This is a genomic window from Aquabacterium humicola, assembly GCF_030167915.1.
Classification (GTDB): domain Bacteria; phylum Pseudomonadota; class Gammaproteobacteria; order Burkholderiales; family Burkholderiaceae_C; genus Pseudaquabacterium; species Pseudaquabacterium humicola.
In genome coordinates, this window is the sequence record NZ_JARGNB010000001.1 from 2,081,830 (window position 1) to 2,106,134 (window position 24,305).

The window sequence follows — 24,305 nt, forward strand, 5'->3', positions numbered from 1 at the left end:
CGGCAAGCGTCGCGCCCGTACCCGATCCAGCGGTCCGCCAAGAAAAAAGGGCTGCCCGCGGGCAGCCCTTCGTGCGTCGACGACGCGGCTTACTTGCTGTAGGCCGTCTCGCCGTGGCTCGAGATGTCGAGGCCTTCGCGCTCCTCTTCCTCGGTGACGCGCAGGCCGATCACCAGGTCGACGATCTTGTAAGAGACCGCCGCGACGATGCCGGACCAGACCACCGTCAGCAGCACGGCCTTCAGCTGGATCCACACCTGGGCACCGATCGGGTTCGAGCCGACGGTGGCGGTGACCCAGTCGGTCACCAGGCCGGGGCCGCCGAGGTCCTGCGTGTTGAACACGCCGGTCAGCAGCGCGCCGACGATGCCGCCGACGCCGTGCACGCCGAACACGTCGAGCGAGTCGTCCGCGCCGAGCAGCTTCTTCAGGCCGTTGACACCCCACAGGCAGGCGAAGCCGGCGATGAGGCCGATGACGATCGCGCCCATCAGGCCGACGTTGCCGGCGGCCGGCGTGATCGCCACGAGGCCGGCGACGGCACCCGACGCGGCACCCAGCATCGAGGCCTTGCCGCGCATCAGCGATTCACCCAGGCACCAGGCCAGCACGGCGGCCGAGGTGGCGGTGAAGGTGTTCATGAACGCCAGCACCGCCGAGTTGCCCGCTTCCAGCGCCGAGCCGGCGTTGAAGCCGAACCAGCCCACCCACAGCATCGCGGCACCGACCATCGTCAGCGGCAGGCTGTGCGGGGCCATCGCCTCGCGGCCGTAGCCGACGCGCTTGCCGAGCATGAAGGCACCCACCAGGCCGGCGACCGCGGCGTTGATGTGCACCACCGTGCCGCCCGCGAAGTCCAGCGCGCCCCATTGCCAGATCAGGCCGGCCTTGGCGTTCATCGCGTCGACGACGTCCTTGCTCGCGTAGGCGTCCGGGCCCATCCAGTACCAGACCATGTGGGCGATCGGCGCGTAGCTGAAGGTGAACCACAGCACCATGAACGCGAGCACCGCCGAGAACTTGATGCGCTCGGCGAAGGCGCCGACGATCAGGCAGCAGGTGATGCCGGCGAAAGTGGCCTGGAAGGCGGCGAACAGCAGCTCGGGGATGTAGACGCCCTTGCTGAAGGTCGCGCCCATCGCGAAGGTGCCGGTCGCGGGGTCGAAGATGCCTTTCAGGAACAGCCGGTCGAGGCCGCCGATGAAGGCATTGCCCTCGGTGAACGCCAGGCTGTAGCCGTAGACGGCCCACAGCACGACGATCAGCGAGAACGTCACCATCACCTGCATCAGCACCGACAGCATGTTCTTGCTGCGCACCAGGCCGCCGTAGAACAGCGCCAGGCCGGGCACCGTCATCATGATGACCAGCAGCGTCGACACCAGCATCCAGGCGTTGTCGCCCTTGTTGGCCACCGGCGCGGCCGGGGCCGACGCGGCTTCGGCGGAGGCCGCAACGGCCGGCGCCGATGCGGCAGCCGCGGCGGGCGCGGCTTCGATGGTCGCCGCCGACGCGGCGGCGACCGGCGCGGACGCCGCGGCGTCCTGGGCCAGCGCGCCGCCGGCAAAGCCGAGGACCGCGAGGCCCAGGGCCAATGAAGCAAGCAGTTTCTTCATGGGTTGTCTCGGATGTGGATGTGTTCTAACGCGCGATCAGAGCGCGTCCTTGCCGGTTTCGCCGGTGCGGATGCGCACCACCTGCTCCAGCGCCGAGACGAAGATCTTCCCGTCGCCGATCTTGCCGGTGCGGGCCGACGACTCGATCGCCTCGATCACGCGCTCGACGATGGCGTCGTCGACGGCCGCCTCGATCTTCACCTTCGGCAGGAAGTCGACGACGTACTCGGCACCGCGGTAGAGCTCGGTGTGGCCCTTCTGGCGCCCGAAGCCCTTGACCTCGGTCACCGTGATGCCCTGCACGCCGATGGCGCTGAGCGCCTCGCGCACTTCGTCGAGCTTGAACGGCTTGACGATGGCGGTCACCATCTTCATGGTTGCTCTCCTCAGAAGTTGTACTTGACGCCCACGACCACGGCGGTCTTGCCGAGGAACTTGGTGCTGTTGCCGAACGGTCCCGGCACGTAGAACGCCTTGTCGGCATCGGTGCCGACGATCGCGATGCTGGGCACCAGGCCGCTGAAGTCCTTGCTCAGGGTCAGCGAGTAGTCGGTGTAGGTCGCCGGATCGCTGAACGGGCCCTTGATCTTCTGGTAGCCGATGTGCGGCGCCAGCATCCAGCCGTCGGCGATCTCGAAGCTCGCGCTGGCGTCGAGGTAGAAGCTGTTCTTGCTGTCGAGGTTGCCGAAGGTGTCGGTCACCGCGTGCGAGTACTTCACCGTCGCCGGGCCGAAGGTCAGCGCGCCGTAGAGCTCGGTGGTGTTGGCGCTGGGGTTGAGCTTGTTACGCGGGTAGTAGTAGGTCAGCACGCCGACGTCGTAGGCGAGGTCCTTGGCGATCTCGCCCTTGTAGCCGCCGTAGACGTCGATCTCGACGCCGGCATCGCCGCCGAAGTCCTTGATCCACTTGATCGTCGAGGCCCAGGTGCCGACGTAGAAGCCGTTGCCGCTCCAGTCGATGCCGCCCTGCAGCGCAGGCTTCAGGCGGGTCTGCGAGATGCCGCGGTAGCGGTAGTCGGACACCGCACCGACGTTGAACGCGAGGTCGGCGAACGAGGCCGTGGGCGCCGCGGCCGCCGTCAGGGCGACCGAAAGGGCGAGCAGGGATTTCTTCATGTGCAAGGGCTCCGAGGGGCGAGAGGGGGTCCGGCCGGGTTTTGCAGCTTCCATGCCACGGCCCACCGCCCGCAGAACCGCCCCAACGCGGGGAACATGACCCGATTTGCGGCGCCGGCGTGCACCGTGATGGCGCAATGCCTGGAATGGCACCGAACCGGTGCAGTCGCTGCGGCTCGTACCGACGGCGGATGAACTGGGGAGTCGCGGCCCGCGGCCCGGTCCGCGACCGCCACAATGCTGTGTATATCCACAGCCCGCAGGGCGAGGGAAGGGAGCGGACGATGACGCTGGCCGTGATCGGCAGCCGTGCGCTGGACGGGCTGCAGGCGCCCGAGGTCCAGGTCGAGGTGCACCTGGCCAACGGGCTGCCGAGCTTCACGCTGGTCGGCCTGGCGGACACCGAGGTCAAGGAAGCGCGGGAACGCGTGCGCGCGGCGCTGGTGAATTCCGGCTTCGCCTTTCCGCACAACAAGCGCATCACTGTCAACCTGGCGCCGGCCGACCTGCCGAAGGAGTCCGGCCGCTTCGACCTGCCCATCGCGCTCGGCATCCTGGCCGCCGACGGCCAGCTCGATGCCGCAAAGCTGGCGCGCTGCGAGTTCGCCGGCGAGTTGTCGCTGGCCGGCGAATTGCGCCCGGTGCGGGGCGCGCTCGCGCTGGCGCTGGGCGCCGGGCGGTCGGGTCGCGACCGGCCGCTGGTGCTGCCGGCCGCCAGCGCCCGCGAGGCCGCCCGCGTGACCGATGCGCAGGTGCATGGCGCCGCGCACCTGCTGGACGTCGTGCGCGCGATGCAGCCCGGCGACGCCGCCGAGCCGCTGCCGCGCGCCGTCGCGCCGGAGGCGGTGGCCGCGGCGAGCGCGCCCGACCTCGCCGACGTGCGCGGCCAGGCGGCGCCGAAACGCGCGCTGGAGATCGCCGCGGCCGGCGCGCACAGCCTGCTGATGGTCGGCCCGCCGGGCACCGGCAAGTCGATGCTCGCGCAGCGCCTGCCCGGCCTGCTGCCGCCGATGGACGAGGCCGAGGCGCTGGCCAGCGCCGCGCTGCAGGGCCTGGCGCCGGGCGGCTTCGACGCGCAGCGCTGGCGCCAGCGGCCGGTGCGCGCGCCGCACCACTCGGCCAGTGCCGCGGCACTGGTGGGCGGCGGCGTGCCGCCGCGGCCGGGCGAGATCTCGCTCGCGCACGGCGGCGTGCTGTTCCTCGACGAGCTGCCCGAGTTCCCGCGCCGCGCGCTCGAGGCACTGCGCGAGCCGCTGGAAACCGGTCAGATCACGATTTCGCGCGCGGCGCGCCAGGCCAGCTTCCCGGCGGCCTTCCAGCTGATCGCGGCGATGAATCCCTGCCCCTGCGGCTGGCTCGGCGCGCCGGCGGCCTCGGGCCGCAGCTGCCGCTGTTCACCCGAGCAGATTGCGCGTTATCAGGGCCGGCTCTCGGGGCCGCTGCTCGACCGCATCGACCTGCAGGTCGAGGTCACGCTGGTGCCGGCCGCGGACATGCTCGCGCAGCCGGCCGGCGAACCGAGCGCCGCGGTGGCCGAACGTGTCGCCCGCGCGCGCGAGCGCCAGCGCACGCGCCAGGGCGCGGCCAACGCCGCGCTCGCCGCCGCACAGCTCGACGAGCACTGCCGGCTCGATGCCGCATCGGCGCGCTTCCTCGAACAGGCGGCCAAGCGCTTCGGCTGGTCCGGCCGGTCGCTGCATAGGGTGCTGAAGGTCGCGCGCACGATCGCCGACTTGGGGGGCGCCGAAGCGATCGCCGTGGTGCACCTGGCCGAGGCGCTGCAGTTCCGGCGCGCGCTGCTCAGCGCGTGACCGGCAGCGCGCTCAGCCGTCGAGCTTGACGTCGGCGACGCGCAGGCCTTCGGTCAGCAGGGCGCGGCGCAGCCATTCGGGGTGTTCGCCGCGGCCGTCCCAGGTCTCGCCGGACACCGGGTGGCGGTAGCGCGCGCCGCTGCCGGCCGGCGCCGATGGTGGCGGCACGTCGGGCGCCGCCTCGATCTCGTCGACGCTGATCTGCCAGTACTCGATGAGGCCTTCGATGCGCGCGAGGGCCGCGCGCTGCTCGGGCGAAAGCTGTCGTCGCAGAACCATGGTGGCCACGGGTGGCGCCGCCGCGCGGAAGGCAGCGGCTCGAAGCGGCGATGATAGCCAAGGCCACCCGGCGAGCGGCCGCACCGGCGGCGCGGTGACGCTGGCCCTCGCAACGCCGTGGGCGGGCTCGCGCCGCCCGCCGGCAGGCCCTGGCTAGACCATGAAGCCGAGGTTCTTCTGCGAGAAGTACTTCAGGTTCGGGAAGATGTCGGCCAGCTCCGCGTCGCTCAGGCCGAACCAGCGGCCCAGCGTCGCCCCGAGCTGGTCGACCGACGTGCTCGGCAGCAGCACGCCGTTGCCGAGCTGGTCGGGGCTCGAATCGAAGTTGTTGTTGTTGGCGTTCTTCGCGCCGAGCACCGGCAGGCTGCCGTAGACGCGGCCGCCCTTGACCGCGCCGCCGAGCACGACATGGTGCGCACCCCAGCCATGGTCGGTGCCGTCGCCGTTGCTGGTGAAGCTGCGGCCGAAGTCGCTGGCGGTGAACAGCGTCACCTGCTCGCGCAGCCCCAGCGCGCCCATCGTCGCGTCGAAATAGGCCAGGCCCTGGCCGAGCCTGGCGAGCAGGTCGGCCTGGTTGCGGTTCTGCGCGTCGTGCGTGTCGAAGCCGCCGAGGCTGACGAAGAAGACCTGGCGGCGTGCGCCCAGCGTCGAGCGGCCGGCGTCGATCATGCGCGCGACCACCTGCAGCTGCTGCGCGAGGCCGTTGCCGGCGCTGTTGCCGGTCAGCGGGTTCAGGTAACGCAGCAGCGGATCGTTCTCGGCGCTGTAGTTGCTGCCGGCCGGCGCCGGCGTGCCGAACGGCGCGCTGTCCGCCGGGCGCAGCGCGTTGCGCAGCGTGGCCTCGGCGGCCATCGAGCGCTGCGCGACGCCGGCGAGGTCCGCCTCCAGCACGTGGGCGCTGCGCGGCGTGCCGGCGATGCGCTGCAGCGCCTGGGCCACCGCGGTCGAGCCGTAGACCTTGCCGTTCGAATCGCTGCCCAGCCGGATCGCGCCGTTGCCGCCGACCTGGTACTGCTGCACCGCGTCGCCGGCCAGCCACACCGCATTGCCGGCGGCGGACACCGAGGTGAAAACCGGCAGCCCATTCAGCGCCGCCAGGCGGTCGCCCATGCGGCCGCCCCAGCCGCGCGTCGCCCCTTCGGGCGCCAGTGCCTGCCAGGTGTTCTGCTGGTCGTTGTGCGAATACAGGTTCGCCGGTTTCGGATGGCTGTCGAGGCCCAGCTGCGCCTTGGTGGTCGGCATCACCAGCGGGCCGATGTTCGAGATCACCGCGAGGCGCCGGTCGGTGTTGAACAGGCCCTGCAGCTGCGTCAGCAGCGGATGCAGTGCCACCGGCCGCGGCAGCGCGACCACCGGCGCCAGCGGCAGCACGCCGCCCAGGCGGGCCGGCGTGGCCACGGCCGCGGCGAGGTTCGGCGGCGTGCCCGGCGCCAGCAGCGCGATCGGGTCGGGGGCCTGGTTGCGCACGGCACTGTAGTTCAGCCAGGACGCGCTGTCGGTCGGCAGGACCGTGTTGTAGGCGTCGTTGCCGCCGAACAGGAACACGCAGACCAGCGCCTTGTAGTCGCCGGCGCTCTGCGCCGCGGCGTTGCCGGACACCGCGGCGGCGCTGCCGAGGGCGGCCAGGTTCAGCGCGAGCGGCGCACCGGCGCCACAGGTGGACAGCGCGGCGCCCCGGGCCAGGAACTGGCGGCGCGAAGCATCGAAGGTCTTCATCGTCGGTCCCCCCTCACTTCTGGATCTGGAATTCGGGCGACGCGGCGACGAGCAGCACCGCGGCATTGACGCGGTTGCGCTTGGCCTTGTCGATCTGCGCCGCGTTGGTCGCGTTCGGCGTCGGGATGGTGATGGCGCTGACGGCGTTGACGATCTCGGTGCGCAGCGCCGCGGGCAGCGCCGCGCCGGTGAGCTTCAGCCCCACGCCGTCGACCAGCGCGGCCGGCTGGGCGGCCTGCGCCAGCTCGGCGGAGAAGTTCGGCTGCAGGTCGTTGCGCTGCAGCGTGGCGTTCCATGAGCCGGCGCCCGAGCCGATCGCATTGCGCATGAAGTTCACGTAGCCGGCGGCGCTGGTCTCGTGCACCAGCTGCATCTCCGGCACCGTCAGCCAGCGCGCGGCCGCCTGCGTGCCGGGCGGCACGTAGCCCGGCCGGAAGAAGTTGAAGACCGACGGCGACTTCAGCGGCTGCTGCGCGAGCGCGCTGCCCGGGTTGCTGGTATCACCCAGCCGGTACAGCCCGCTGTCGGACGTGTAGCCGAAGGCGCGCATCAGCGCGGTCGCGCGCAAGGCCGGCTCGCGCAGCTTGCCCGCCGCGGGATCGGTCGTCGCGCTGCGCGCCTCCGGATGCAGCAGCACCGCGCGCAGCACCGCCTTCATGTCGCCGCGCACGCCCGCGCCGTTGTTGGCGAAGGCCGCGGACACGGCGCGCACGTAGCTCGGACTGGGGTTGCTGGTGACCAGGCGCTGGATCAGCTGGCGGCCGATGAACGGCCCGACGTTCGGGTGGTTGAACAGCGTGTCGAGCGCGACCTTCAGGCTCTGCGCCGGGTTGGCGGTGGACTGCGCCGGCACCGTCGCGCCGAGGAACTGCTTCACCTCGGTGCTGTGGTACTGCGGGTAGGCCACCATCGGCTTGAAGCCGCGGTCGGGGTCGCTCTTGCCGTTGGCGTTGCCGTAGAGGAAGCAGTTCTTGTGCGGCGCGTCCGGGCAGGCCCAGCTCCAGCCGGTGAACACCTTGGCCATGCCGGCGATGTCGGCGGCGCCGTAGGTGGGCGCGGGCTGGCGGTCCGGGCCGTAGATGGGCAGGCCGTCGGGGCTCAGCTGCACGAGGCCGATCGAGAACAGCTGCATCACCTCGCGCGCGAAGTTCTCGTCCGGCACGCGGCCGGTGAGCGGGTCGGCCTTCTGGTTCTTCAGGTGCGACAGGTACACGCCCATCATCGGATGCAGCGCCACCGATTCGAGCAGCTGGCGGTAATTGCCGAAGGCCTGGGCGGCCAGCATGTCGTGGTAGGCGGCCACCGCGCGCGGGTTGCTGTTGGGCGCGCCGTCGAGCGAGACGACGAAGATCTCCGACAGCGCGAAGGCCACCCGCTGGCGCAGCTGGTCCGGTGCGATGAGCGCCTGCTTCCAGAAGGCGTTGTAGACCTCGGTGGTGCCGGCCTTGCGCGTCGGGTCGGCGGCCTGGATCTGGGCATCGACGGCTTCCCAGTACAGGCGCATTGCGTTCGGCGACCCGAGCGTGAACTGGTGGTCGATCCAGCCCGCGGCACCGCGCGCCTGCACGTCGGCCAGCGTGGCGCTGGTGGGACCGAAGCTGGCCTGCGTCAACAGCCGGTGCGCGTCGGCGACGCTGACGGCGGCCGCGCGCACCGCGAGCGCCTGGCGCTGAGCATCGACCGGGGCGTGCGTCGCTGGCGCCACGGCGGCGCGCATCGGCTCGGTCGCGGCCGCGGTGGAGGCGGCCGCCGCGTCGTCACCGCCGCCGCAGCCCTGCAGGCCCAGCGCCAGCCACGCCGACGCCAGCGCCCACCCTGTCGGTGTGCTCATCCTCATGCTCGCCCTCGCCCGCTCGGATTTGTGGCGCGGATTCTTGGAGGCAAGTGCGTCCGCAATCTGCAAACTTTGTCACGAACGGAGAGGTGCTTACGGCTCGTTGCCGGGCTTACCGCCGGCTGCTAGCACCAGGACGGAGCGTCAGCGCGGCGTCGCGCAACGGCGCGCACCGCCGCGCCCGCCGCGTAATTCAACGATGCGGAGGGCGTGACGGACCCGCTACAGCAACGCGGCCAGCGCGCGCGCCGCGGCCTCGGCATCGCGCCCCTCGGCGGCGGCCCAGGCGTCGAGCTGGTCGTGGCCGATGCGGCCGACATTGAAGTAGGTCGACTCGGGATGCGCGAGGTAGAAGCCCGAGACGCTGGCCGCGGGGGTCATCGCCAGGCTTTCGGTCAGGCCCATTCCGATCTCGGTGGCGTCCAGCACCTCGAACATCGCGCGCTTGACGCCGTGGTCCGGGCAGGCCGGGTAACCGGGCGCCGGCCGGATGCCGCGGTACTTCTCGGCGATCAGGTCCTCGTTGCCCAGCGCCTCGTCGGCCGCGTAGCCCCACAGCTCGGTGCGCACGCGCTGGTGCAGGCGCTCGGCGAAGGCTTCGGCGAGGCGATCGGCCAGCGCCTTCAGCATGATCGCCGAGTAGTCGTCGTGGTCGGCCTCGAACTGCTTCACCTTCTTGTCGATGCCGAGGCCCGCGGTCACCGCGAAGAGGCCGATGTAGTCCCGCTGAACGCCCCGCGGCGCGACGAAGTCGGCGAGGCAGCGGTTGGGCCGCTTCACGCCGTCGATGACGGGCCGCTCGGTCTGCATGCGCAGCGGCCGCCAGCGCAGCAGCACCTTGTCGCGCGACTCGTCGGCATACACCTCGATCGTGTCGTCGTCGACGGTGTTCGCCGGCAGCAGCGCGAGCACGCCGCTGGCCTGCAGCCAGCGCCCTTCGATCAGCCGCTGCAGCAGGCGCTTGCCGTCGCTGAAGACGCGCTGGGCCTCGGCGCCGACGAGCTCGTCGCGCAGGATCTCGGGGAAACGGCCGGCGAGGTCCCAGGTCTGGAAGAACGGGCCCCAGTCGATGCAGGCGGCGAGCTCGGCGAGGTCGTAGTTGCGGAAGACGCGGCGGCCGATGAACTTCGGCTTCGGCGGCAGGTAGGCCGCCCAGTCGATCGGCGTGCGGTTGGCTCGCGCGTCGGCCCACGACACCAGCGGCGTCTGCTTCTTGTTCGCATGCTGCTGGCGCACGCGCTCATAGTCGGCCTTCAGCTCGTCGAGGAACTTCGTCGCGCGTTCGTCGGACAGCAGGTCGGCACACACGCCCACCGAGCGCGAGGCATCCGGCACGTAGACCACCGGCCCCTCGTAGTTCGGCGCGATCTTCACCGCAGTGTGCACGCGGCTGCAGGTGGCCCCGCCGATCAGCAGCGGGATCTTCTTGATGCGGAACCACTCGTCGCGCTGCATCTCGGCGGCGACGTGCTGCATCTCCTCGAGGCTGGGCGTGATCAGGCCGGACAGCCCGACGATGTCGGCGCCTTCGACGCGGGCCTTCGCCAGGATGTCCTGGCACGGCACCATCACGCCCATGTTGATCACTTCGAAGTTGTTGCACTGCAGGACCACCGTGACGATGTTCTTGCCGATGTCGTGCACGTCACCCTTCACCGTCGCGATGACGATCTTGCCCTTGGAGCGCACGTCGCCGCCGGCGGCCTCGAGCTGGCGCTTCTCTTCCTCGATGTAGGGCACGAGGTGGGCGACCGCCTGCTTCATCACGCGCGCCGACTTGACCACCTGCGGCAGGAACATCTTGCCGGCGCCGAACAGGTCGCCCACCGTGTTCATGCCGTTCATCAGCGGGCCCTCGATCACGTGCAGCGGCCGGCCGCCGCCGGCGCGGATCTTCTGCCAGCACTCCTCGGTGTCGTCGACGATGAAGTCGGTGATGCCGTGCACCAGCGCATGCGCCAGGCGCGTCTCGACGTCGTGCGCGCGCCAGGCCAGGCGCTGGCTGTCGTCCTTGGCCGCGCCCTTGACCGCGTCGGCGACCTCCAGCAGCCGCTCGGTGGCGTCGGTGCGGCGGTTCAGCACCACGTCCTCGACGCGCTCGCGCAGGTCCGCGTCGAGCTCGTCGTAGACGCCGACCATGCCGGCGTTGACGATGCCCATGTCCATGCCCGCTCTGATCGCGTGATAGAGAAACACGGTGTGGATCGCCTCGCGCACCGGCTCGTTGCCGCGGAAGCTGAACGACACGTTGGAAACGCCGCCGGAGACCTTCGCCCCGGGCAGGTGGGCCTTGATCCAGCGCGTCGCGTCGATGAAGTCGACCGCGTAGTTCGCATGCTCCTCGATGCCGGTGGCGATCGCGAAGATGTTCGGGTCGAAGATGATGTCCTCGGGCGGGAAGCCGACCTCGTCGACGAGGATCCGGTAGGCGCGCGCGCAGACCTCGGTCTTGCGCGCGAAGGTGTCGGCCTGGCCCTGCTCGTCGAAAGCCATCACGACGGTGGCCGCGCCGTAGCGGCGCAGCAGCGTCGCCTGGCGCTTGAACTCGGCAACGCCCTCCTTCAGCGAGATCGAGTTGACGATGCCCTTGCCCTGCAGGCACTGCAGGCCGGCCTCGATCACGCTCCACTTCGACGAGTCGACCATGATCGGCACGCGCGCGATCTCCGGCTCGCTGGCGATCAGCTTCAGGAAGCGCACCATCGCCGCCTGGCTGTCGAGCATCGCCTCGTCCATGTTGATGTCGATGATCTGCGCGCCGTTCTCGACCTGCTGGCGCGCGACCGACAGCGCGTCCTCGAAGCGACCCTCGAGGATCATCTTCGCGAAGGCCTTCGAGCCGGTGACGTTGGTGCGCTCGCCGATGTTGACGAACAGGCTTTGATCGCCGATGGCGACGGGCTCGAGGCCGGCCAGGCGCATCGGCGGCGGCGCGGGGCGCGAAGAGGCGGCGGAATCGGTGTTCATACTCACCCAGAGGCTGAAGGCTTCGTGTGGGTGAGCGCCGTTGCTGCGGGAGACGACTCCCGAGCCTGGCGGCGCCGATCCGTGACTCGGATGGGCCGTTGCAACGCTCCTCGGGAGGAGCCGGATTCTAGGGCCTGGCCCGCCGCGCTTCACGCTTCACGCCTGCACACTGCGTTTACAACGCTGTACGCAGATACAGCCTGCACGGACGGTCCAATCGAGCCATGAGAAGTCTGCTGATCAGTGCGCTGGTGCTGTCGATGGTGGCCGGCTGTGCCAGCCGCGCACCGGCGCCCTCCCCCTCGACGACGACGCGGCCCGACAGCCGGGCCGAAGCGCCGCTGCCGGCGGCGTCCGCCCCGGCGCCGGCCGCGCCCAGGCCCTCGCCGCTGGTCAGCGAGCAGCGCTGGCTGACGCAGCTGTTCGAAGGCACGCCGGTGGTCATCAGCAGCGATGCCGAGGGCGGCGTGAACCTGCTGGTGCCGATGGTGCACGCCTTCGACACGGCGTCGGCCCAGCCGAAGCCGGCATTGAAGGCGGTGCTCGACAAGGTGGGCCAGAGCCTGAAGCGCCAGCCGACGAGCCGGCTGACGATCGGCACGGCCTCCGCCGACCGGGCGCAGGCCGCACGCGCGCACCTGGTGTCGCGCGGGGTCGGCGCGCACCGCGTCGCGGCGCAAGCGGGCGGAAGCGGCGACGGCGTCGCGCTGCGCCTCAGCCTCGCGCCGGCGGGCATCGGGCGCCTCGAGGATTCGGCGCCGGCGATGCAGCAGAAGTCAGCCCATTGACCAGCACGCGGTCGACGCGATGGCCCCCATCGCGGCCAGCGCCACGACACGCCGGTCGGCATCGAGCACGACGATGAAGAAGGGCCGCAGCGCTACCACACGCTCCGGACAGGTCACCGGGTTGACCAACACGGATCCGCCACTGGAGGTGTCCGGGGCATGCGGATTGCGGATGCTATGGATGAAGGTGGTCGTGTGGCTGCCGTACATCGACAGCGCGCCGGCCTCCATCCACAGCCCGCTGGGCCCGTTGTCCGCCTTCAGGTAGGTGCCGCCCCCATCGAGGCCGCGCAGGTCGGCCCGCAGCTCGTCGAAGGCGCTGGCCAGTCCGTTGCTCGACGCCTCGCGCCCGTCCACGCTCATCCCCTGCCGCGGCAGCAGCATCTTGCCCGGCGGCAGGGCGACCAGCGTCGGTGAGCCGACCGTGTGCACGACCTCGGACAAGGCCGCCGAGAGCCGGCTCTCGGCAAATGTCCGCAGTGGCACGACCGCCGGCTCGATCTTCACCAGCAGGTGCTGGCCGACCCGCAGCGCCTGGGCAGCGTAGTCGGCGGCCCGGTGCTGCACGACACCGTCGGTCAGCTCGAGCACGGCCAGCGACGACCGCGAGCCGTCGGCGCCGACGACGAGGCCCTCGTACGCCTCGCCCCTGGGCAATGCCAGATCGACGTTGATCCGGTCGGACACGACCAGGCGCACGTCGCTGCCGTGGCTGCTCAGCCCGCGCGGGTCCGCAACCTCCTCGGCCGACCAGTGCGCCAGCGGCGGCAGCGGCCCGAAGGAGTCGGTCGCCGCCAGGAACTCCGGCAGCAGCCGCGTGCCGGTCAGCGCGCTGAGCTCACGATGCACCCCGGCGGTACGCCGCATCGACGCGTAGAAGCCGGGGGCCACGCCCGGATGGGCCTGGCGCAGCTCGGCCAGCGTGTCGCCGCGGGCGGCTGCGCCGACGGTCTGCACGAAGGAGGCCTGCAGCGGCGGCAGCGCGACCGCGTTCGGCCACGAGACGAGGCTGCGGGCGACCTGGGCGACGGCGCGCTCGCGGCTGTCGTCGAAGAGCCAGGCACGCTCTTCGGCGCTCGGCTCGGGATAGCCCATCACCGTCACCCGGTCGGCACGGCTCTTCAGGTAGTCGGCCAGCGTGGTGGTCGCCGGCGCGGCCGGCGGTGCGCTCGGCGCGCGATCGGTCGATCCGCTGTCGCCACCGCCACCGCCGCACGCCGCCAGCACGAACGCCAGCGCGGCGCCGAGCCATGCACCCGCCCTGTTCTTCATCTGCGCTCCCTCTGTTGTTGGAAGCGCCGCTTCTATCACGACAGGCGCACGGCCGCGATCCCGCGGCCGGGGTTCAGGCGGCGAGCAATCCGCCGAACAGCGGATCGTGCCGCGAGCGCGGCCGGTAGGCGCTGACGCGTTTCGCGATCTCGGCGATGTGGTCCGGCGTGGTGCCGCAGCAGCCGCCGACGATGTTCAGGAAGCCGGCCTGCGCGAACTCGGCCAGCATGCCGCCAGTGATCTCGGGCGTCTCGTCGAAGCCGGTCTCGCTCATCGGATTGGGCAGACCGGCGTTCGGATAACAGCTGATGTACGTGTCGCCGGCGACCTTCGAGAGTTCCTCGATGTACGGCCGCATCAGCGTCGCGCCCAGGGCGCAGTTCAGGCCGATCGCGATCGGCCGCGCGTGGCGCACCGAGTGCCAGAACGCGGTGACCGTCTGGCCCGACAGGATGCGGCCCGAGGCGTCGGTGACGGTGCCGGAGATGATCACCGGCAGCCGTTCGCCGGTGCTCTCCATCAGCTCGTCGAGCGCGAAGATCGCCGCCTTGGCGTTCAGCGTATCGAAGATGGTCTCGACGAGGAAGAGGTCGACGCCGCCTTCGAGCAGGCCGGCGGCCTGCTCGTGGTACGCGGCGCGCAGTTGCTCGAACGTGACGTTGCGCGCGCCGGGGTCGTTGACGTCGGGGCTGATGCTCGCGGTGCGCGGCGTCGGGCCCAGCGCGCCGGCGACGTAGCGGCGACGCTCGGGCGTCGAATGGGCATCGGCCGCCGATCGCGCGATGCGCGCGGCCTCGACGTTGAGCTCGCGGGCGATGTGGCCGAGGCCGTAGTCCTCCTGCGCGATCGAGGTCGCGCCGAAGGTATTGGTCTCGATGATGTCGGCGCCGGCGGCGAGGTACTGCGCGTGGATCTCGCGCAGCACGTCGGGCCGTGTCAGCGGCAGCAGGTCGTTGTTGCCCTTCAGGTCCTTCGGATGGTCCGTGAAGCGGGTGCCGCGGAAGTCGGCCTCGCCGAGCTTGTAGCGCTGGATCATCGTGCCCATCGCGCCGTCGATGATCACGATGCGCTGGGCGAGCAACGCCGGCAGGTCGGCGGCGCGGGTGTAGGCGATGGGTCGGGCGGCGTTCATGGCGCCGATTGTAGGAAGCGCGCCTGCCCCCGCGGGGTTCAGGCCTTCGGCTCGGCCGGCCGCGGCGCGCCGAAGCCGATCGCGCGGCGCTCGCGCACCTCCGGCTTCACCCGGTGCTCGCCTTCGAGCTGGCTCAGGAATTCGTCGGGCTCGAGTGGCACGCCGAGGATCTCGGCCTGGCGCTGCACGGCGGCGAAGTCGCCCGGCGTCAGCAGGTCCAGCGCGGCCAGGCGCCGGCGCTGATCGATGTCGAGCGCGTCCCCGTCCTTCAGCGCCTCGGCGACGAACATGCGCTCGCGCTGCTCGGGGGTCAGCGCGCGGAAGCCGATCTTGAAGGTGAAGCGGCGCAGCGCGGCTTCGTCGAGGTCCTCGAACAGGTTGGTCGTGCAGACGAAGATGCCGGCGAAGCGTTCCATGCCGGCGAGCATCTCGTTGACCTCGGTGACCTCGTAGTGGCGTTCCGCGCGTCGGCGGCTGCGCAGGAAGCTGTCGGCCTCGTCGAGCAGCAGCACCGCCTGCTCGGCTTCGGCCTCGGCGAACATGCGCGCCATGTTGGCCTCCGTCTCGCCGACGAACTTGCTAACGAGGTCGCTCGCCAGCCGCACCATCAGCGGCCGGTTCAGCGCCTGCGCGATGTATTCGGCCAGCGCCGTCTTGCCGCTGCCGGGCAGGCCGTGCAGGCACAGCGTGCCGTGGCCGCGGCGGCGCAACGCCTCGACGATGCGCTCGACCGGGAAGCGGCTCTCCAGGTTCAGCAGCCCGAGGTCGTAGCGAGTGACCACCGGCCGCGCCGCACTGCCGGCGGCGTTCTGGCCGAGCGCGCGGTCGGCGTTGGCGAGCTGGCGCTCAATCAGCGTCTCGGTCTGCCCGGGCTCGCCGGCCAGCCGCGCGAAGCGCACCGCGGTGCGGATCTGCGCCGGCGTCAGCCCGCGGCGTTCGGCCAGGCGCGCGGCGAACCCTTCGCTGACCGGTTCGCCGTCGAGCGCCCGCTGCACCAGCTGCAGCCGGGCGCCCGGCGGCGGCGACTTCAGCTCCAGGTGGTACTGGAAGCGGCGGCGGAAGGCCGGGTCGATCTGCTCGATGCGGTTGGTGATCCAGATCACCGGCACGCGGTTGGTCTCGAGGATCTGGTTGACCCAGGCCTTGCCGCTGACGCTGGCCGAAGGCCCGGATTCGCCGCCGCTGGAATCGAGGCGCGCCATCCACTGCGCGGCATCGGCCGACAGCGGCGGGAAGACGTCCTCGACCTCGTCGAACAGCAGCGCGACATCGGGGCTGCCCTTGAGGAACACCTGGCTGATCTGCAGCGAGCGGTAGCGGTCGCGGCCGGACAGCGAGTTGCCGTCGCGGTCGGCGTATTCCACCTCGTACAGCACCAGCGATGCCGCCTGCGCGCAGACCTTCGCGAGCTCGGTCTTGCCGGTGCCCGGCGGCCCGTACAACAGCACGTTGACGCCGTGCGATTCGCTGGCCGCGGCGTTGCGCAGCAGGCGCGTCAGCATCTCGACGTCGTCGGCGACGAAGGCGAAGTCCGCCGCCGTCAGCTCGGAGCGCGTGGCCGGCCGCGTGAACACGGCCATCAGCTCGTCCGGGCCCTTGTACTCGCGCATCAGCACCGGCGGCAGCTGCTCGCTGACCTTCATCAGGTCGGCGAGGTCGGTGATGTTGTGCTCCGAGATCAGGTTCTCGACCATGCCGATGCGCTCGAGCCGGCTGCCGGCGCGCAAGGCTTCGGCGACCTCGCGCTCGTCGACGCCGGCCACCGCGGCGATGGCCGCATAGGCCTGCTGCGCGTTCGACACCTTGAACTCGACCAGCAGGCCGCGCAGCTCGCGCTGGTAGCGCGCCAGCGTGCCGTACAGCAGCAGCGCACGTTCGGCCGGGTTCAGCTGCAGCAGGCTGCCGAGCGCATCGATGTTCTTCTGCACCAGCGTCGACTGCTTCTTCAGGTCGCGGCCGAGCCAGTCGCAGGTGGCCGACAGCACCGCGGCGAGGTCCTTGGGCGCGTCCTTGATGTACTCGTCGAGGTAGAAGAAGAGCGTGCCTTCTTCGTAGGGGCCGCGCCACAGGCCATGGCGCTCGATGAAGGCGGCGTCGGTGAGCTCGCGGTGGCCGCGCCACAGCACATTGCCTTCGCAGCGCTTGTTCAGGTAGCTGCGCAGCCGCCCCAGCACACTCGCCGGCCAGACGAGATGGCGGCCGACCAGCGCGAGCAGGCCGCCCCAGTCGCGGCGCAAATTGAACTGCCCGGCCTGCGCGCGGGTGAGCGTCAGCACGAAATGCGAGCACAGCCGATCCAGCACCGGGGCCTGCGCGAGGCCCGGCGACACGATCCACTGGGAGCTGTGACTGGCGGTCGAACCCTTCACTTGGCGACGATCCCTTGTCGGGACCATCTTGGCGCAGCGCGCGCGGGCGGGCAAGGGGCCGTGCGCTGCGGCCCCACGCGGCACCGGTGCATCGTCGGCACCCGGCGCCGGTGGGCGCTCGTCAATGCATCAGCACCGGCTGCTGCGCGAGCGCCGTGAAGCGGCTGATGTATTCGTCCAGGTCTTCCTGCGTCGGGCCGGCATCGACCAGCGCCTGCACGCCCTGCTTGAAGGTGGCCGCGAGTTCGCCGTCGATGAAGATCTCCTTGCGGTTGAACTTGTCGACGATCTCGTAGCCGCCCTGCGTGCTGGTGGCGCCGGCGACGTCCGCCAGCTCGAACGCAACGACGACGAAGTTGTCCGAGTTGTAAAGCAGCTGCATGAATTTCTCCTTGGGGCCCAAGGTGACACCGTTGGCGGCCGTTTCAAGTCAGTCAGCGGCGCGGTTGGCTGTCGGGATCGGCCGACAACAGCAGCTCCAGCGGCGGCCCGCCGAGCGCCGGACGCCAGCGCAGCCGCACCGGCCAGAAGCCGCGCGCGGGGTCGAGCCAGGCCTCGACGTGCAGGTCGCGCGGCACCGCCGGCCGGCGCTCGAAGTGCCAGGCGTCCACCGTCTCCCCCGATGGCAGCACGACCGGTTCGCGGCCGATGCGGCGGAAGGTCCACCAGCCGGCGCCGCCGCGCGCGCCGACGACGAACAGGACGACCTCCGCCAGCGGCTCGCCCGGCGGCTGCTGCACCGCGGCCGCCTGGATCGCCGCCAGCTGCACGATCCACCCCAGCCGGTCCTGCGCGCCGGGCCAGGCCGGGTAGGTGTGCGACGGACCGCTGAAGCGCACGGCGCCGGCGGCACGGTCGAACTGCGCCGACTGCGGGCCGCGGCCGCGGCGGCGGTCGGCGAAACGTTCCGGCGCGAGCCCGCCGGCGTCCAGGCTGCCCTGGCTGTGCTGTTCGATCAGCGCCCGCCCCGACCCCGCACCGCCGCGGGCCTCGAAGTCCAGCGTGTAGCGCTCGCCGTCGCTGCGCCAGACCAGCGCCGCGTCGCCGCTCAGCGGCCCGCGCTGCAGCCGGTAGCGCAGGCTCGCATCACCCGGCAGGCGCGTCGCGTAGACGGGCGGGGCGGTCTCGCCGGCGGCGATCGGGGCCTCGTCGCCATCGTGCTCGGTGGCGGCGGGCGGCGGGCTGGGGCGGGCCTCGGGCGAGGATGAGGGCGCCGGCTCGTCCGCCGGCGGGGTGAGCGCCCGCATCTGCGGCGATCGCGCGGGCGCCTCGGCGGGCGCTGGGCGCACAGGCCGAGGAATCGCGTCGACCGACCGCCGCGGTGCGGCCGCCGGCGCAGCGGGCGTCGCTTCGGCCGGTGCGGGTGCGGGCTCCGGTGCGGGTGCGGGTGCGGGTGCCGGTGCCGGTGCGGCGGCGAGCGTGCGCACCTGCATCGCCGGCAACACCGGCGCCGGCGCGCCGAAACGGTCCGCCCGGGGCTGTGTCCAGCGCGCCAGCAGCAGCCCGTGCAGCAGCCCAACGGCCAGCAGCAGCGCCACCAGCGCCCGCGGCGTCGGGCCCGGGCGGGGCTCGGGGTCGACGGGCCGGCGCATCGGACAATGCTGCCATCGCGGGTCCGCCGCCCGCCCTCCCACGCTTGCGCACTCGATGAAACTTGCCACCTACAACGACGGCTCGCGCGATGGCCAGCTGGTCGTCGTCTCGCGCGACCTCGCGACCGCCCACTACGCCACCGGCATCGCCACCCGCCTGCAGCAGGTGCTGGACGACTGGAACTACCTGTCGCCGCAGCTGCAGGACCTGTCGGTCACGCTGAACCAGGGCAAGGCGCGCCATGCCTTCGCCTTCGAGCCGCGCCAGTGCATGGCGCCGCTGCCGCGCGCCTTCCAGTGGGCGGACGGCTCGGCCTACATCAACCACGTCGAGCTGGTGCGCAAGGCCCGCGGCGCGACGGTGCCGGAATCGTTCTACACCGACCCGCTGATGTACCAGGGCGGCAGCGATGACTTCCTCGGTCCCTGCGAGAACGCGCGTTTCGCCAGCCTCGACTGGGGCATCGACTTCGAATCGGAGGTGGCCGTGATCACCGGCGACGTGCCGGCCAGCGTCGACGCCGACGAGGCGCTCGAAGGCATCCGCCTCGTGCTGCTGGCCAACGACTGGAGCCTGCGCAACCTGATCCCCGACGAGCTGGCGAAGGGCTTCGGCTTCCTGCAGAGCAAGCCGGCCACCGCGTTCAGCCCGGTCGCGGTGACGCCGGACGAGCTCGGCGACGCCTGGCAGGGCGGGCGCGTGCACCTCGCGCTGCAGTCGAGCTGGAACGGCCGCAAGGTCGGCATGACGGAGGCCGGCCCCGAGATGACCTTCCACTTCGGCCAGCTCATCGCGCACCTGGCGAAGACCCGCCGCGTGCGGGCCGGTTCCATCGTCGGCTCGGGCACCGTCAGCAACCAGGACTGGTCGCGCGGCTATTCGTGCATCGCCGAGAAGCGGGCGATCGAGACCGTTTCGGACGGCGCGCCGAAAACCGGCTTCATGCAGTACGGCGACACCATCCGCATCGAGATGAAGGGCCGCGACGGCCAGAGCGTGTTCGGCGCGATTGAGCAGCGCGTGGTGGATGCCGACGGCGAGGTGCCGCTCGCCCCGGCGCCGACCGACGCCGCGCCGGCGTGACTTCGGTCATGCCGGCGCGCGGCGCGGCGCTAGCGTTCGACTAACGGTCGCCGCGCATCCTGCGGGCATCCCTACCGACGGAGCCCGACGATGAGTCTCTCGACCTTGCTGCGCCGCCTGCTGACCCCGCTGCTGGGCGCCTGGATCGGCGCGCTGCCGCTGGCCGCCGCGGCTCAGGACTACGGCGCGATGGTGCAGCAGCAGATGGCGGCAATGAACCAGAACATCGCGCGCGGCCAGCAGATGGTGCAGGGCATCGTCCAGCAGCGCATGCACGACCCGCAGGTGCAGGCGATGTACCGCCAGCACCAGGCCCAGGCCGCGGCCAGCGGCCGCGCGCCGATGGACTACGCGACGTTCACCTACTACTACGTCTACACCAACGGCTACAGCGCGCAAGGCATGGCCCACATGCGCTCGACCGAGGCCGGCAACCAGGCGCGCGAACGCGCCGCCTGGCAGGGCCTGCAGCAGGCCCAGGCGCAGCGCGCGCAGGCCCAGGCGGCCTGGCGCGACGGCTTCCACGCCAACCAGGCCGAAGCCGGCCGGCAGCTCACCGGCCAGAGCACCTGGCTGGCCCCCGACGGCAGCGCCCGCGTGCTGCCGCACACCTGGCAGCGCAATACCACCCACCTGCACCAGGGGCAGGCCTACCACGTCGACGCCGGCGGGCAGCTGTACCAGCGCGGCCAGGACGGCTGGTGGTATCCGCTGCAAGCCGCCCGCTGAGCGCACCCGCCGCCGGAACGCGGGTGCACGACCCCCCTTGGCGTGACAAGCGGCCTTAGGCGCGCACCGGGATTCGTGGCATCGTCGCCGGATGATCCCTCGCCTGCGCGGGCCGCTGACCCGCACCCTGGCTGCGCTGGCCCTGCCGCTCGCCACGCTGTTCGTCACGCTGTTCGCGCCGCAGTCCCTGCCGGCGGCCCCGCCGGCGAACACGGCGTCGGCGCCGCCCGCGGCCCGCGTGGCCGACTGCCCGCCCGTGCCGCAGCCGCCGACGGACGCGCAGATCCAGGCAGGTCAGCGCGCCGCGCGCGACCGCGGCTTCCTGTGGCGCATCAGCAAGCACGGCCGCAATTCCTACCTCTACGGCACGATCCACGTCGGCAAGCTCGACTGGGCCTTCCCCGGCCCGCGGGTGCGCGAGGCCCTGCTGGGCGCGCAGGCGCTGGCGCTGGAGCTCGACCTGACCGATGAAGCCACGCTGCGGCAGCTGGCGCTCAGCATGGGCCCGGGCGCCGGCGACGCCCGCGTGAATCTGCCGCCGGCGATGCAGCAGCGGCTGAAGCGTCAGACCGAGGCGGCCTGCCTGCCGCCCGGCGTGCTGGCCGGCCAGCATCCGGTGATGCAGGCCATCACGCTGACCGTGCTGGCGGCGCGCCACGAAGGCCTGGACCCGGCGTTCGCGCAGGAGCTGGTGCTCGGCGGCGTGGCGCGCGCGCTGGACAAGCCCATCGTGGCGCTCGAGTCGGCCGAGCAGCAGGCGGCGCTGCTGGTGCCCACCGATGCGAAGCAGGCGCTGGCGATGACCGAGCAGACGCTGGCGCAGCTGGAGCGCGGGGCCTCGCGCCGGGCGCTGGTGCGCGTGGCGGGCGCCTGGGAGCAGGGCGACTTCGAGCTGCTGTCGCACTACGAGCAGTGGTGCGACTGCATCGACAACGACGAGGACCGCGCCTTCCTGCGCCGGCTGAACGACGAGCGCAACGGCCCGATGGCCGCGCGCATCGACGCGCTGCACACCGCCGGCCGCACCGTCTTCGCCGCCGTCGGCTCGCTGCACATGACCGGTCCGCAGGGCCTGCCGCAGCTGATGGAGAAGCTCGGTTATGCGGTCGAGCGGGTCCCGTTCGCGAGCGCGTCGATGGCCGCTGCCGTGGCGGTCCCGCCGTCGCCGGCGGCCTCGGCACCGGCCCCCGCACCGGCCCCCGACGCGGCCCCCAAACCTGCTCCCGCACCGGCCTCCGCACCGACCTCCTCGCCGACGGCCAAGGCGGACTGACTTCACCGCGTCCTGGGACTACCATCGGCGGCACCACACCGCCTGCAGGAGATCCCATGGCCGACCCGACCGCCGCGTTCAGCAAGCTCGTGCCGGGCTTCGACTTCCTGCAGGGCCTGGTGAAGAACGCCGGCGCGGCGCTGCCGTCGGTGGGCCAGTGGGTCGCGCCGACCCTGAACCCCGAAGAGCTGGAAAAGAAGATCGAGGAGCTGCGCACGGTGCAGTTCTGGCTCGAGCAGAACGCGCGCATGCTGGGCGCGACGATCCAGGCGCTGGAAGTGCAGCGCATGACGCTGTCGACGCTGAAGACGATGAACGTCTCGCTCGGTGACCTGACCGAGTCGCTGAAGATCAAGCTGCCGGAGCAAGCTGCGGCCGCGCCCGCAGCGGCCGACGACGACACGGCCGACGACGACACGGATGACGACGACGCCCCCGCGCCCGCGCCGGCCGCCAGGCCGAAGGCCGCACGCAAGCCGAAGGCCGCCGCCGCGCCGCTGGTGCCGCCGGGCGTGCCCGACCCGATGCAATGGTGGGGCGCGCTGACCAAGCAGTTCACCGAGCTCGCCGCCAACGCGATGAAGGACAGCGCCGCCGATGCCGCGAAGGGCCTGGCCGGCGCGATGGTCAAGCAGGGCTTCGACGCCGCGAGCGAAACGCTGAAGAAGGCCGCGTCGGTGCCGGCGGCCGTCGCCAAGACCGCGGCCAGCGCCGCGCAGCAGGCGGCCCAGCAGGCCGCCCGGGTGGCGGGCGCCGGCAACGGCAACCGCGGCGGCGCGACGCGCGGCGGTGCGGGCACCCCGGCCGGCACACCGCCGGCGAAGGCGCCGCGCAAGTCGCCCACCCGCTCGGCCACGCACTCGTCCACCCGCTCGGCCACGCCGCGCAAGCGCACCGCGCCGCGCTGATCCACGGTCCCGGCCCGAAGCTCGCCATGAACCCTTTCCTCGCCGCGCATGCCACGCATCCGCAGGCCGGCATGGCGATGGCGCTGGTCGCCGCGCAGCTCGACGCGCAGCGCAGCCGCCGCACGCCGGCCTTCGTGCCGACCCTGGGCTTCCTGTACTTCACCGACCACTTCGCCGACGCTGCCGACGACCTGCTGGCCGATGCGCGCCGGCGCTGGCCGGGTGTCGCCTGGACCGGCTCGGTCGGCATCGGCGTGATGGGCAGCGGCGCCGAGTACATCGACGCACCGGCGATCTCGCTGATGCTGGCCGACCTGCCGCCGTCGGACTTCCAGCTCTTCAACGGCCGCCAGCCGCTCGATGCCGCGCGGGCGCACACCGCGCTCGTGCATGCCGATCCGGCCACGCCGGAGCTCGCCGAGCTGGTCGGCGAGCTGAGCGGACGCACCCGCTCGGGCTATCTCTTCGGCGGCCTCGCCAGCTCGCGCGAGCGCACGCTGCACATCGCCGACGGCGTCTTCGAAGGCGGGCTGTCGGGTGTCGCGTTCGGCCGCGAGATCGCGCTGGTCTCGCGGGTCACGCAGGGCTGCCGGCCGGTCGGGCCGGTGCGGCGCATCACGCAGGTGGCCGCCAGCAGCGACTCGAGCGGCCGCCCCGGCACCGAGGTCAGCAACGTCGTGCTCGAGCTCGACGGCGAACCGGCGCTGCCGCTGCTGCTGGGCGACCTCGGCCAGACGCTGGATCGGCCCGAAGCCGCGATCCGCGCGCTGCGCGCGACGCTGGTCGGGCTGTCCGATGCCGGCGACACCTCGCTCGGCCGTGGCGGCCAGTTCGGCGTCGACACCCGCGTGCGCCACCTGATCGGCATCGACCCCGCGCGTGATGCGGTGGCCATCGCCGACCTCGCGGTCGCCGGCGAGCAGCTCACCTTCTGCCGCCGCGATGCCGAGGCCGCGCGCCGCGACCTGGTGCGCATCTGCAGCGAGATCCGCGACGAGGTCGACGCGATGGCGCCGAACCATCCCGTGCCCGCGCTGCCGGACGCCGGCGGCGAACCACCGCGCTCGCCGATCGCCGGCGCGATCTACGTCTCCTGCGCCGGCCGCGGCGGCCCGCACTTCGGCGCGCCATCGGCCGAGGCGCTGATCGTGCAGCACGCGCTCGGCGACGTGCCGCTGGTCGGTTTCTTCGCCGGCGGCGAGATCGGCCACCGCCATGTCTACGGCTACACCGGCGTGCTGACGGTGTTCGTGCGCTCATGACCGTGCGGACCTTCGAGGGCCTGCGCGTGCGCCTGCGCGCCTGGCGCGACGACGACCTGCCGGCCTTCGCCGCGCTGAACGCCGCCCCCGAGGTGATGCGCTGGCTGAAGGCGCCGCTGTCCCGCGACGACAGCGACGCGATGGCGCGCCGCATGGCCGACCGGCTGCGGTCGCAGGGCTGGGGCCACTACGCGCTGGAGGTGCCCGCGGTGGGCTTCGCCGGCTTCGTCGGGCTCTCGACGCCGGCCTTCACGATCCCGGTGCCCGGATTCGACACCGAACCGCAGCTGGAGATCGGCTGGCGGCTCGCGCGCGCCGCCTGGGGCCAGGGCTACGCGACCGAAGCCGCGCAACTGCTGCTGGACTTCGCGCGAGACGAACTGAAGCGCGCGCGCATCGTCTCGTTCACCACCACCGGCAACGTCAAGTCGCAGGCGGTGATGCAACGCCTGGGCCTGCAGCATGCCGGCGACTTCGCGCACCCGAACCTCGCCGGCCACCCGCTGCAGCCGCACCGCCTCTTCTGCACGCCGCCGGGCTGGACGTCGACCTGAACCG

At 71.9% G+C, this 24,305-nt stretch carries 20 protein-coding genes and 1 riboswitch; of the genes, 8 read left to right on the plus strand and 12 right to left on the minus strand.

Annotated elements, in window-relative coordinates; all coding sequences use genetic code 11:
• Window positions 1-89: 89 nt before the first annotated feature.
• Genes P1K89_RS09330 through P1K89_RS09340 form a run of 3 tightly spaced genes read right to left on the minus strand, consistent with a single transcriptional unit; the run spans window position 90 to window position 2,731 of the window.
• Window positions 90-1,616 carry an ammonium transporter gene (locus P1K89_RS09330; RefSeq protein WP_284616098.1) on the minus strand — a complete coding sequence of 509 codons (1,527 nt, stop codon included), beginning with the start codon at window positions 1,614-1,616 and terminating at the stop codon, window positions 90-92.
• A 36-nt stretch (window positions 1,617-1,652) separates the two neighbouring features.
• Window positions 1,653-1,991 (minus strand): P-II family nitrogen regulator, encoded by a 339-nt coding sequence (locus P1K89_RS09335; RefSeq protein WP_173126889.1) that lies wholly within the window; start codon window positions 1,989-1,991, stop codon window positions 1,653-1,655.
• An 11-nt stretch (window positions 1,992-2,002) separates the two neighbouring features.
• On the minus strand, window positions 2,003-2,731 hold the full coding sequence (locus P1K89_RS09340; RefSeq protein ID WP_284616099.1) for a TorF family putative porin: 729 nt from the start codon (window positions 2,729-2,731) through the stop codon (window positions 2,003-2,005).
• A 284-nt stretch (window positions 2,732-3,015) separates the two neighbouring features.
• On the opposite strand from P1K89_RS09340, the gene P1K89_RS09345 reads away from it, so the two are divergent.
• Complete coding sequence (locus P1K89_RS09345; RefSeq protein WP_284616100.1) at window positions 3,016-4,542, plus strand: YifB family Mg chelatase-like AAA ATPase; 1,527 nt, start codon at window positions 3,016-3,018, stop codon at window positions 4,540-4,542.
• Between the two features lie 12 nt (window positions 4,543-4,554).
• Here P1K89_RS09345 and P1K89_RS09350 read toward each other — a convergent pair whose 3' ends face one another.
• From P1K89_RS09350 to metH, 4 genes are all read right to left on the minus strand, one after another.
• Window positions 4,555-4,821: an H-NS family nucleoid-associated regulatory protein gene (locus P1K89_RS09350; protein ID WP_284616101.1), complete on the minus strand. Its 267-nt coding sequence runs from the start codon at window positions 4,819-4,821 to the stop codon at window positions 4,555-4,557.
• A 153-nt stretch (window positions 4,822-4,974) separates the two neighbouring features.
• Window positions 4,975-6,537, minus strand: a complete 1,563-nt coding sequence (locus tag P1K89_RS09355) for a DUF1501 domain-containing protein (protein ID WP_284616102.1) — start codon at window positions 6,535-6,537, stop codon at window positions 4,975-4,977.
• 13 nt (window positions 6,538-6,550) lie between these two features.
• Entirely contained in the window at window positions 6,551-8,368 is a 1,818-nt protein-coding gene (locus P1K89_RS09360; protein ID WP_284616103.1) for a DUF1800 domain-containing protein, read from the minus strand.
• Between the two features lie 225 nt (window positions 8,369-8,593).
• Entirely contained in the window at window positions 8,594-11,338 is a 2,745-nt protein-coding gene (gene metH / locus P1K89_RS09365) for a methionine synthase (RefSeq protein WP_284616104.1), read from the minus strand.
• Window positions 11,339-11,363: 25 nt separating this feature from the next.
• Window positions 11,364-11,456, minus strand: a riboswitch (S-adenosyl-L-homocysteine riboswitch).
• A gap of 106 nt (window positions 11,457-11,562) precedes the next feature.
• On the opposite strand from metH, the gene P1K89_RS09370 reads away from it, so the two are divergent.
• On the plus strand, window positions 11,563-12,126 hold the full coding sequence (locus P1K89_RS09370) for an OmpA family protein (protein ID WP_284616105.1): 564 nt from the start codon (window positions 11,563-11,565) through the stop codon (window positions 12,124-12,126).
• Here P1K89_RS09370 and P1K89_RS09375 read toward each other — a convergent pair.
• From P1K89_RS09375 to P1K89_RS09395, 5 genes are all read right to left on the minus strand, one after another.
• Window positions 12,115-13,398: a hypothetical protein gene (locus tag P1K89_RS09375; protein ID WP_284616106.1), complete on the minus strand. Its 1,284-nt coding sequence runs from the start codon at window positions 13,396-13,398 to the stop codon at window positions 12,115-12,117. The genes P1K89_RS09370 and P1K89_RS09375 overlap by 12 nt on opposite strands.
• A 73-nt stretch (window positions 13,399-13,471) precedes the next feature.
• Window positions 13,472-14,530 carry a homocysteine S-methyltransferase family protein gene (locus P1K89_RS09380; protein ID WP_284616107.1) on the minus strand — a complete coding sequence of 353 codons (1,059 nt, stop codon included), beginning with the start codon at window positions 14,528-14,530 and terminating at the stop codon, window positions 13,472-13,474.
• Window positions 14,531-14,568: 38 nt separating this feature from the next.
• Window positions 14,569-16,899, minus strand: coding sequence for an ATP-binding protein (locus tag P1K89_RS09385; RefSeq protein ID WP_284616108.1), 2,331 nt, complete (start codon window positions 16,897-16,899; stop codon window positions 14,569-14,571).
• A gap of 121 nt (window positions 16,900-17,020) precedes the next feature.
• On the minus strand, window positions 17,021-17,281 hold the full coding sequence (locus P1K89_RS09390; protein ID WP_284616109.1) for a BTH_I0359 family protein: 261 nt from the start codon (window positions 17,279-17,281) through the stop codon (window positions 17,021-17,023).
• Between the two features lie 52 nt (window positions 17,282-17,333).
• A complete protein-coding gene (locus P1K89_RS09395) occupies window positions 17,334-18,491 on the minus strand; it encodes a DUF3108 domain-containing protein (RefSeq protein WP_284616110.1) in 1,158 nt (385 codons plus the stop codon).
• A gap of 55 nt (window positions 18,492-18,546) precedes the next feature.
• Between P1K89_RS09395 and P1K89_RS09400 the strand changes: the two genes are divergently transcribed.
• The 6 genes from P1K89_RS09400 to P1K89_RS09425 all read left to right on the plus strand — a co-directional run bounded on the left by P1K89_RS09400 (window position 18,547) and on the right by P1K89_RS09425 (window position 24,301).
• The gene (locus P1K89_RS09400; RefSeq protein ID WP_284616111.1) at window positions 18,547-19,575 is read left to right on the plus strand and encodes a fumarylacetoacetate hydrolase family protein; all 1,029 of its coding nucleotides are present in this window, start codon (window positions 18,547-18,549) and stop codon (window positions 19,573-19,575) included.
• 90 nt (window positions 19,576-19,665) lie between these two features.
• A complete protein-coding gene (locus P1K89_RS09405) occupies window positions 19,666-20,304 on the plus strand; it encodes a hypothetical protein (RefSeq protein ID WP_284616112.1) in 639 nt (212 codons plus the stop codon).
• 91 nt (window positions 20,305-20,395) lie between these two features.
• Window positions 20,396-21,577, plus strand: a complete 1,182-nt coding sequence (locus tag P1K89_RS09410; protein ID WP_284616113.1) for a TraB/GumN family protein — start codon at window positions 20,396-20,398, stop codon at window positions 21,575-21,577.
• A 56-nt stretch (window positions 21,578-21,633) separates the two neighbouring features.
• The gene (locus P1K89_RS09415; RefSeq protein ID WP_284616114.1) at window positions 21,634-22,485 is read left to right on the plus strand and encodes a PhaM family polyhydroxyalkanoate granule multifunctional regulatory protein; all 852 of its coding nucleotides are present in this window, start codon (window positions 21,634-21,636) and stop codon (window positions 22,483-22,485) included.
• A 26-nt stretch (window positions 22,486-22,511) separates the two neighbouring features.
• Entirely contained in the window at window positions 22,512-23,747 is a 1,236-nt protein-coding gene (locus tag P1K89_RS09420; RefSeq protein ID WP_284616115.1) for an FIST signal transduction protein, read from the plus strand.
• The gene (locus P1K89_RS09425; RefSeq protein ID WP_284616116.1) at window positions 23,744-24,301 is read left to right on the plus strand and encodes a GNAT family N-acetyltransferase; all 558 of its coding nucleotides are present in this window, start codon (window positions 23,744-23,746) and stop codon (window positions 24,299-24,301) included. The genes P1K89_RS09420 and P1K89_RS09425 overlap by 4 nt, the downstream gene beginning before the upstream one ends.
• Window positions 24,302-24,305 lie beyond the last annotated feature (4 nt).

Bases quoted from the DNA above. Each gene is read 5' to 3' on its own strand.
- P1K89_RS09340 (WP_284616099.1), bottom strand. From the start codon at position 2,731: ATGAAGAAATCCCTGCTCGCCCTTTCGGTCGCCCTGACGGCGGCCGCG.
- P1K89_RS09400 (WP_284616111.1), top strand. From the start codon at position 18,547: ATGAAACTTGCCACCTACAACGACGGCTCGCGCGATGGCCAGCTGGTC.
- P1K89_RS09410 (WP_284616113.1), top strand. From the start codon at position 20,396: ATGATCCCTCGCCTGCGCGGGCCGCTGACCCGCACCCTGGCTGCGCTG.
- metH (WP_284616104.1), bottom strand. From the start codon at position 11,338: ATGAACACCGATTCCGCCGCCTCTTCGCGCCCCGCGCCGCCGCCGATG.
- P1K89_RS09375 (WP_284616106.1), bottom strand. From the start codon at position 13,398: ATGAAGAACAGGGCGGGTGCATGGCTCGGCGCCGCGCTGGCGTTCGTG.
- P1K89_RS09405 (WP_284616112.1), top strand. From the start codon at position 19,666: ATGAGTCTCTCGACCTTGCTGCGCCGCCTGCTGACCCCGCTGCTGGGC.
- P1K89_RS09345 (WP_284616100.1), top strand. From the start codon at position 3,016: ATGACGCTGGCCGTGATCGGCAGCCGTGCGCTGGACGGGCTGCAGGCG.
- P1K89_RS09425 (WP_284616116.1), top strand. From the start codon at position 23,744: ATGACCGTGCGGACCTTCGAGGGCCTGCGCGTGCGCCTGCGCGCCTGG.
- P1K89_RS09360 (WP_284616103.1), bottom strand. From the start codon at position 8,368: ATGAGCACACCGACAGGGTGGGCGCTGGCGTCGGCGTGGCTGGCGCTG.
- P1K89_RS09350 (WP_284616101.1), bottom strand. From the start codon at position 4,821: ATGGTTCTGCGACGACAGCTTTCGCCCGAGCAGCGCGCGGCCCTCGCG.
- P1K89_RS09355 (WP_284616102.1), bottom strand. From the start codon at position 6,537: ATGAAGACCTTCGATGCTTCGCGCCGCCAGTTCCTGGCCCGGGGCGCC.
- P1K89_RS09395 (WP_284616110.1), bottom strand. From the start codon at position 18,491: ATGCGCCGGCCCGTCGACCCCGAGCCCCGCCCGGGCCCGACGCCGCGG.
- P1K89_RS09330 (WP_284616098.1), bottom strand. From the start codon at position 1,616: ATGAAGAAACTGCTTGCTTCATTGGCCCTGGGCCTCGCGGTCCTCGGC.
- P1K89_RS09335 (WP_173126889.1), bottom strand. From the start codon at position 1,991: ATGAAGATGGTGACCGCCATCGTCAAGCCGTTCAAGCTCGACGAAGTG.
- P1K89_RS09415 (WP_284616114.1), top strand. From the start codon at position 21,634: ATGGCCGACCCGACCGCCGCGTTCAGCAAGCTCGTGCCGGGCTTCGAC.
- P1K89_RS09380 (WP_284616107.1), bottom strand. From the start codon at position 14,530: ATGAACGCCGCCCGACCCATCGCCTACACCCGCGCCGCCGACCTGCCG.
- P1K89_RS09370 (WP_284616105.1), top strand. From the start codon at position 11,563: ATGAGAAGTCTGCTGATCAGTGCGCTGGTGCTGTCGATGGTGGCCGGC.
- P1K89_RS09390 (WP_284616109.1), bottom strand. From the start codon at position 17,281: ATGCAGCTGCTTTACAACTCGGACAACTTCGTCGTCGTTGCGTTCGAG.
- P1K89_RS09420 (WP_284616115.1), top strand. From the start codon at position 22,512: ATGAACCCTTTCCTCGCCGCGCATGCCACGCATCCGCAGGCCGGCATG.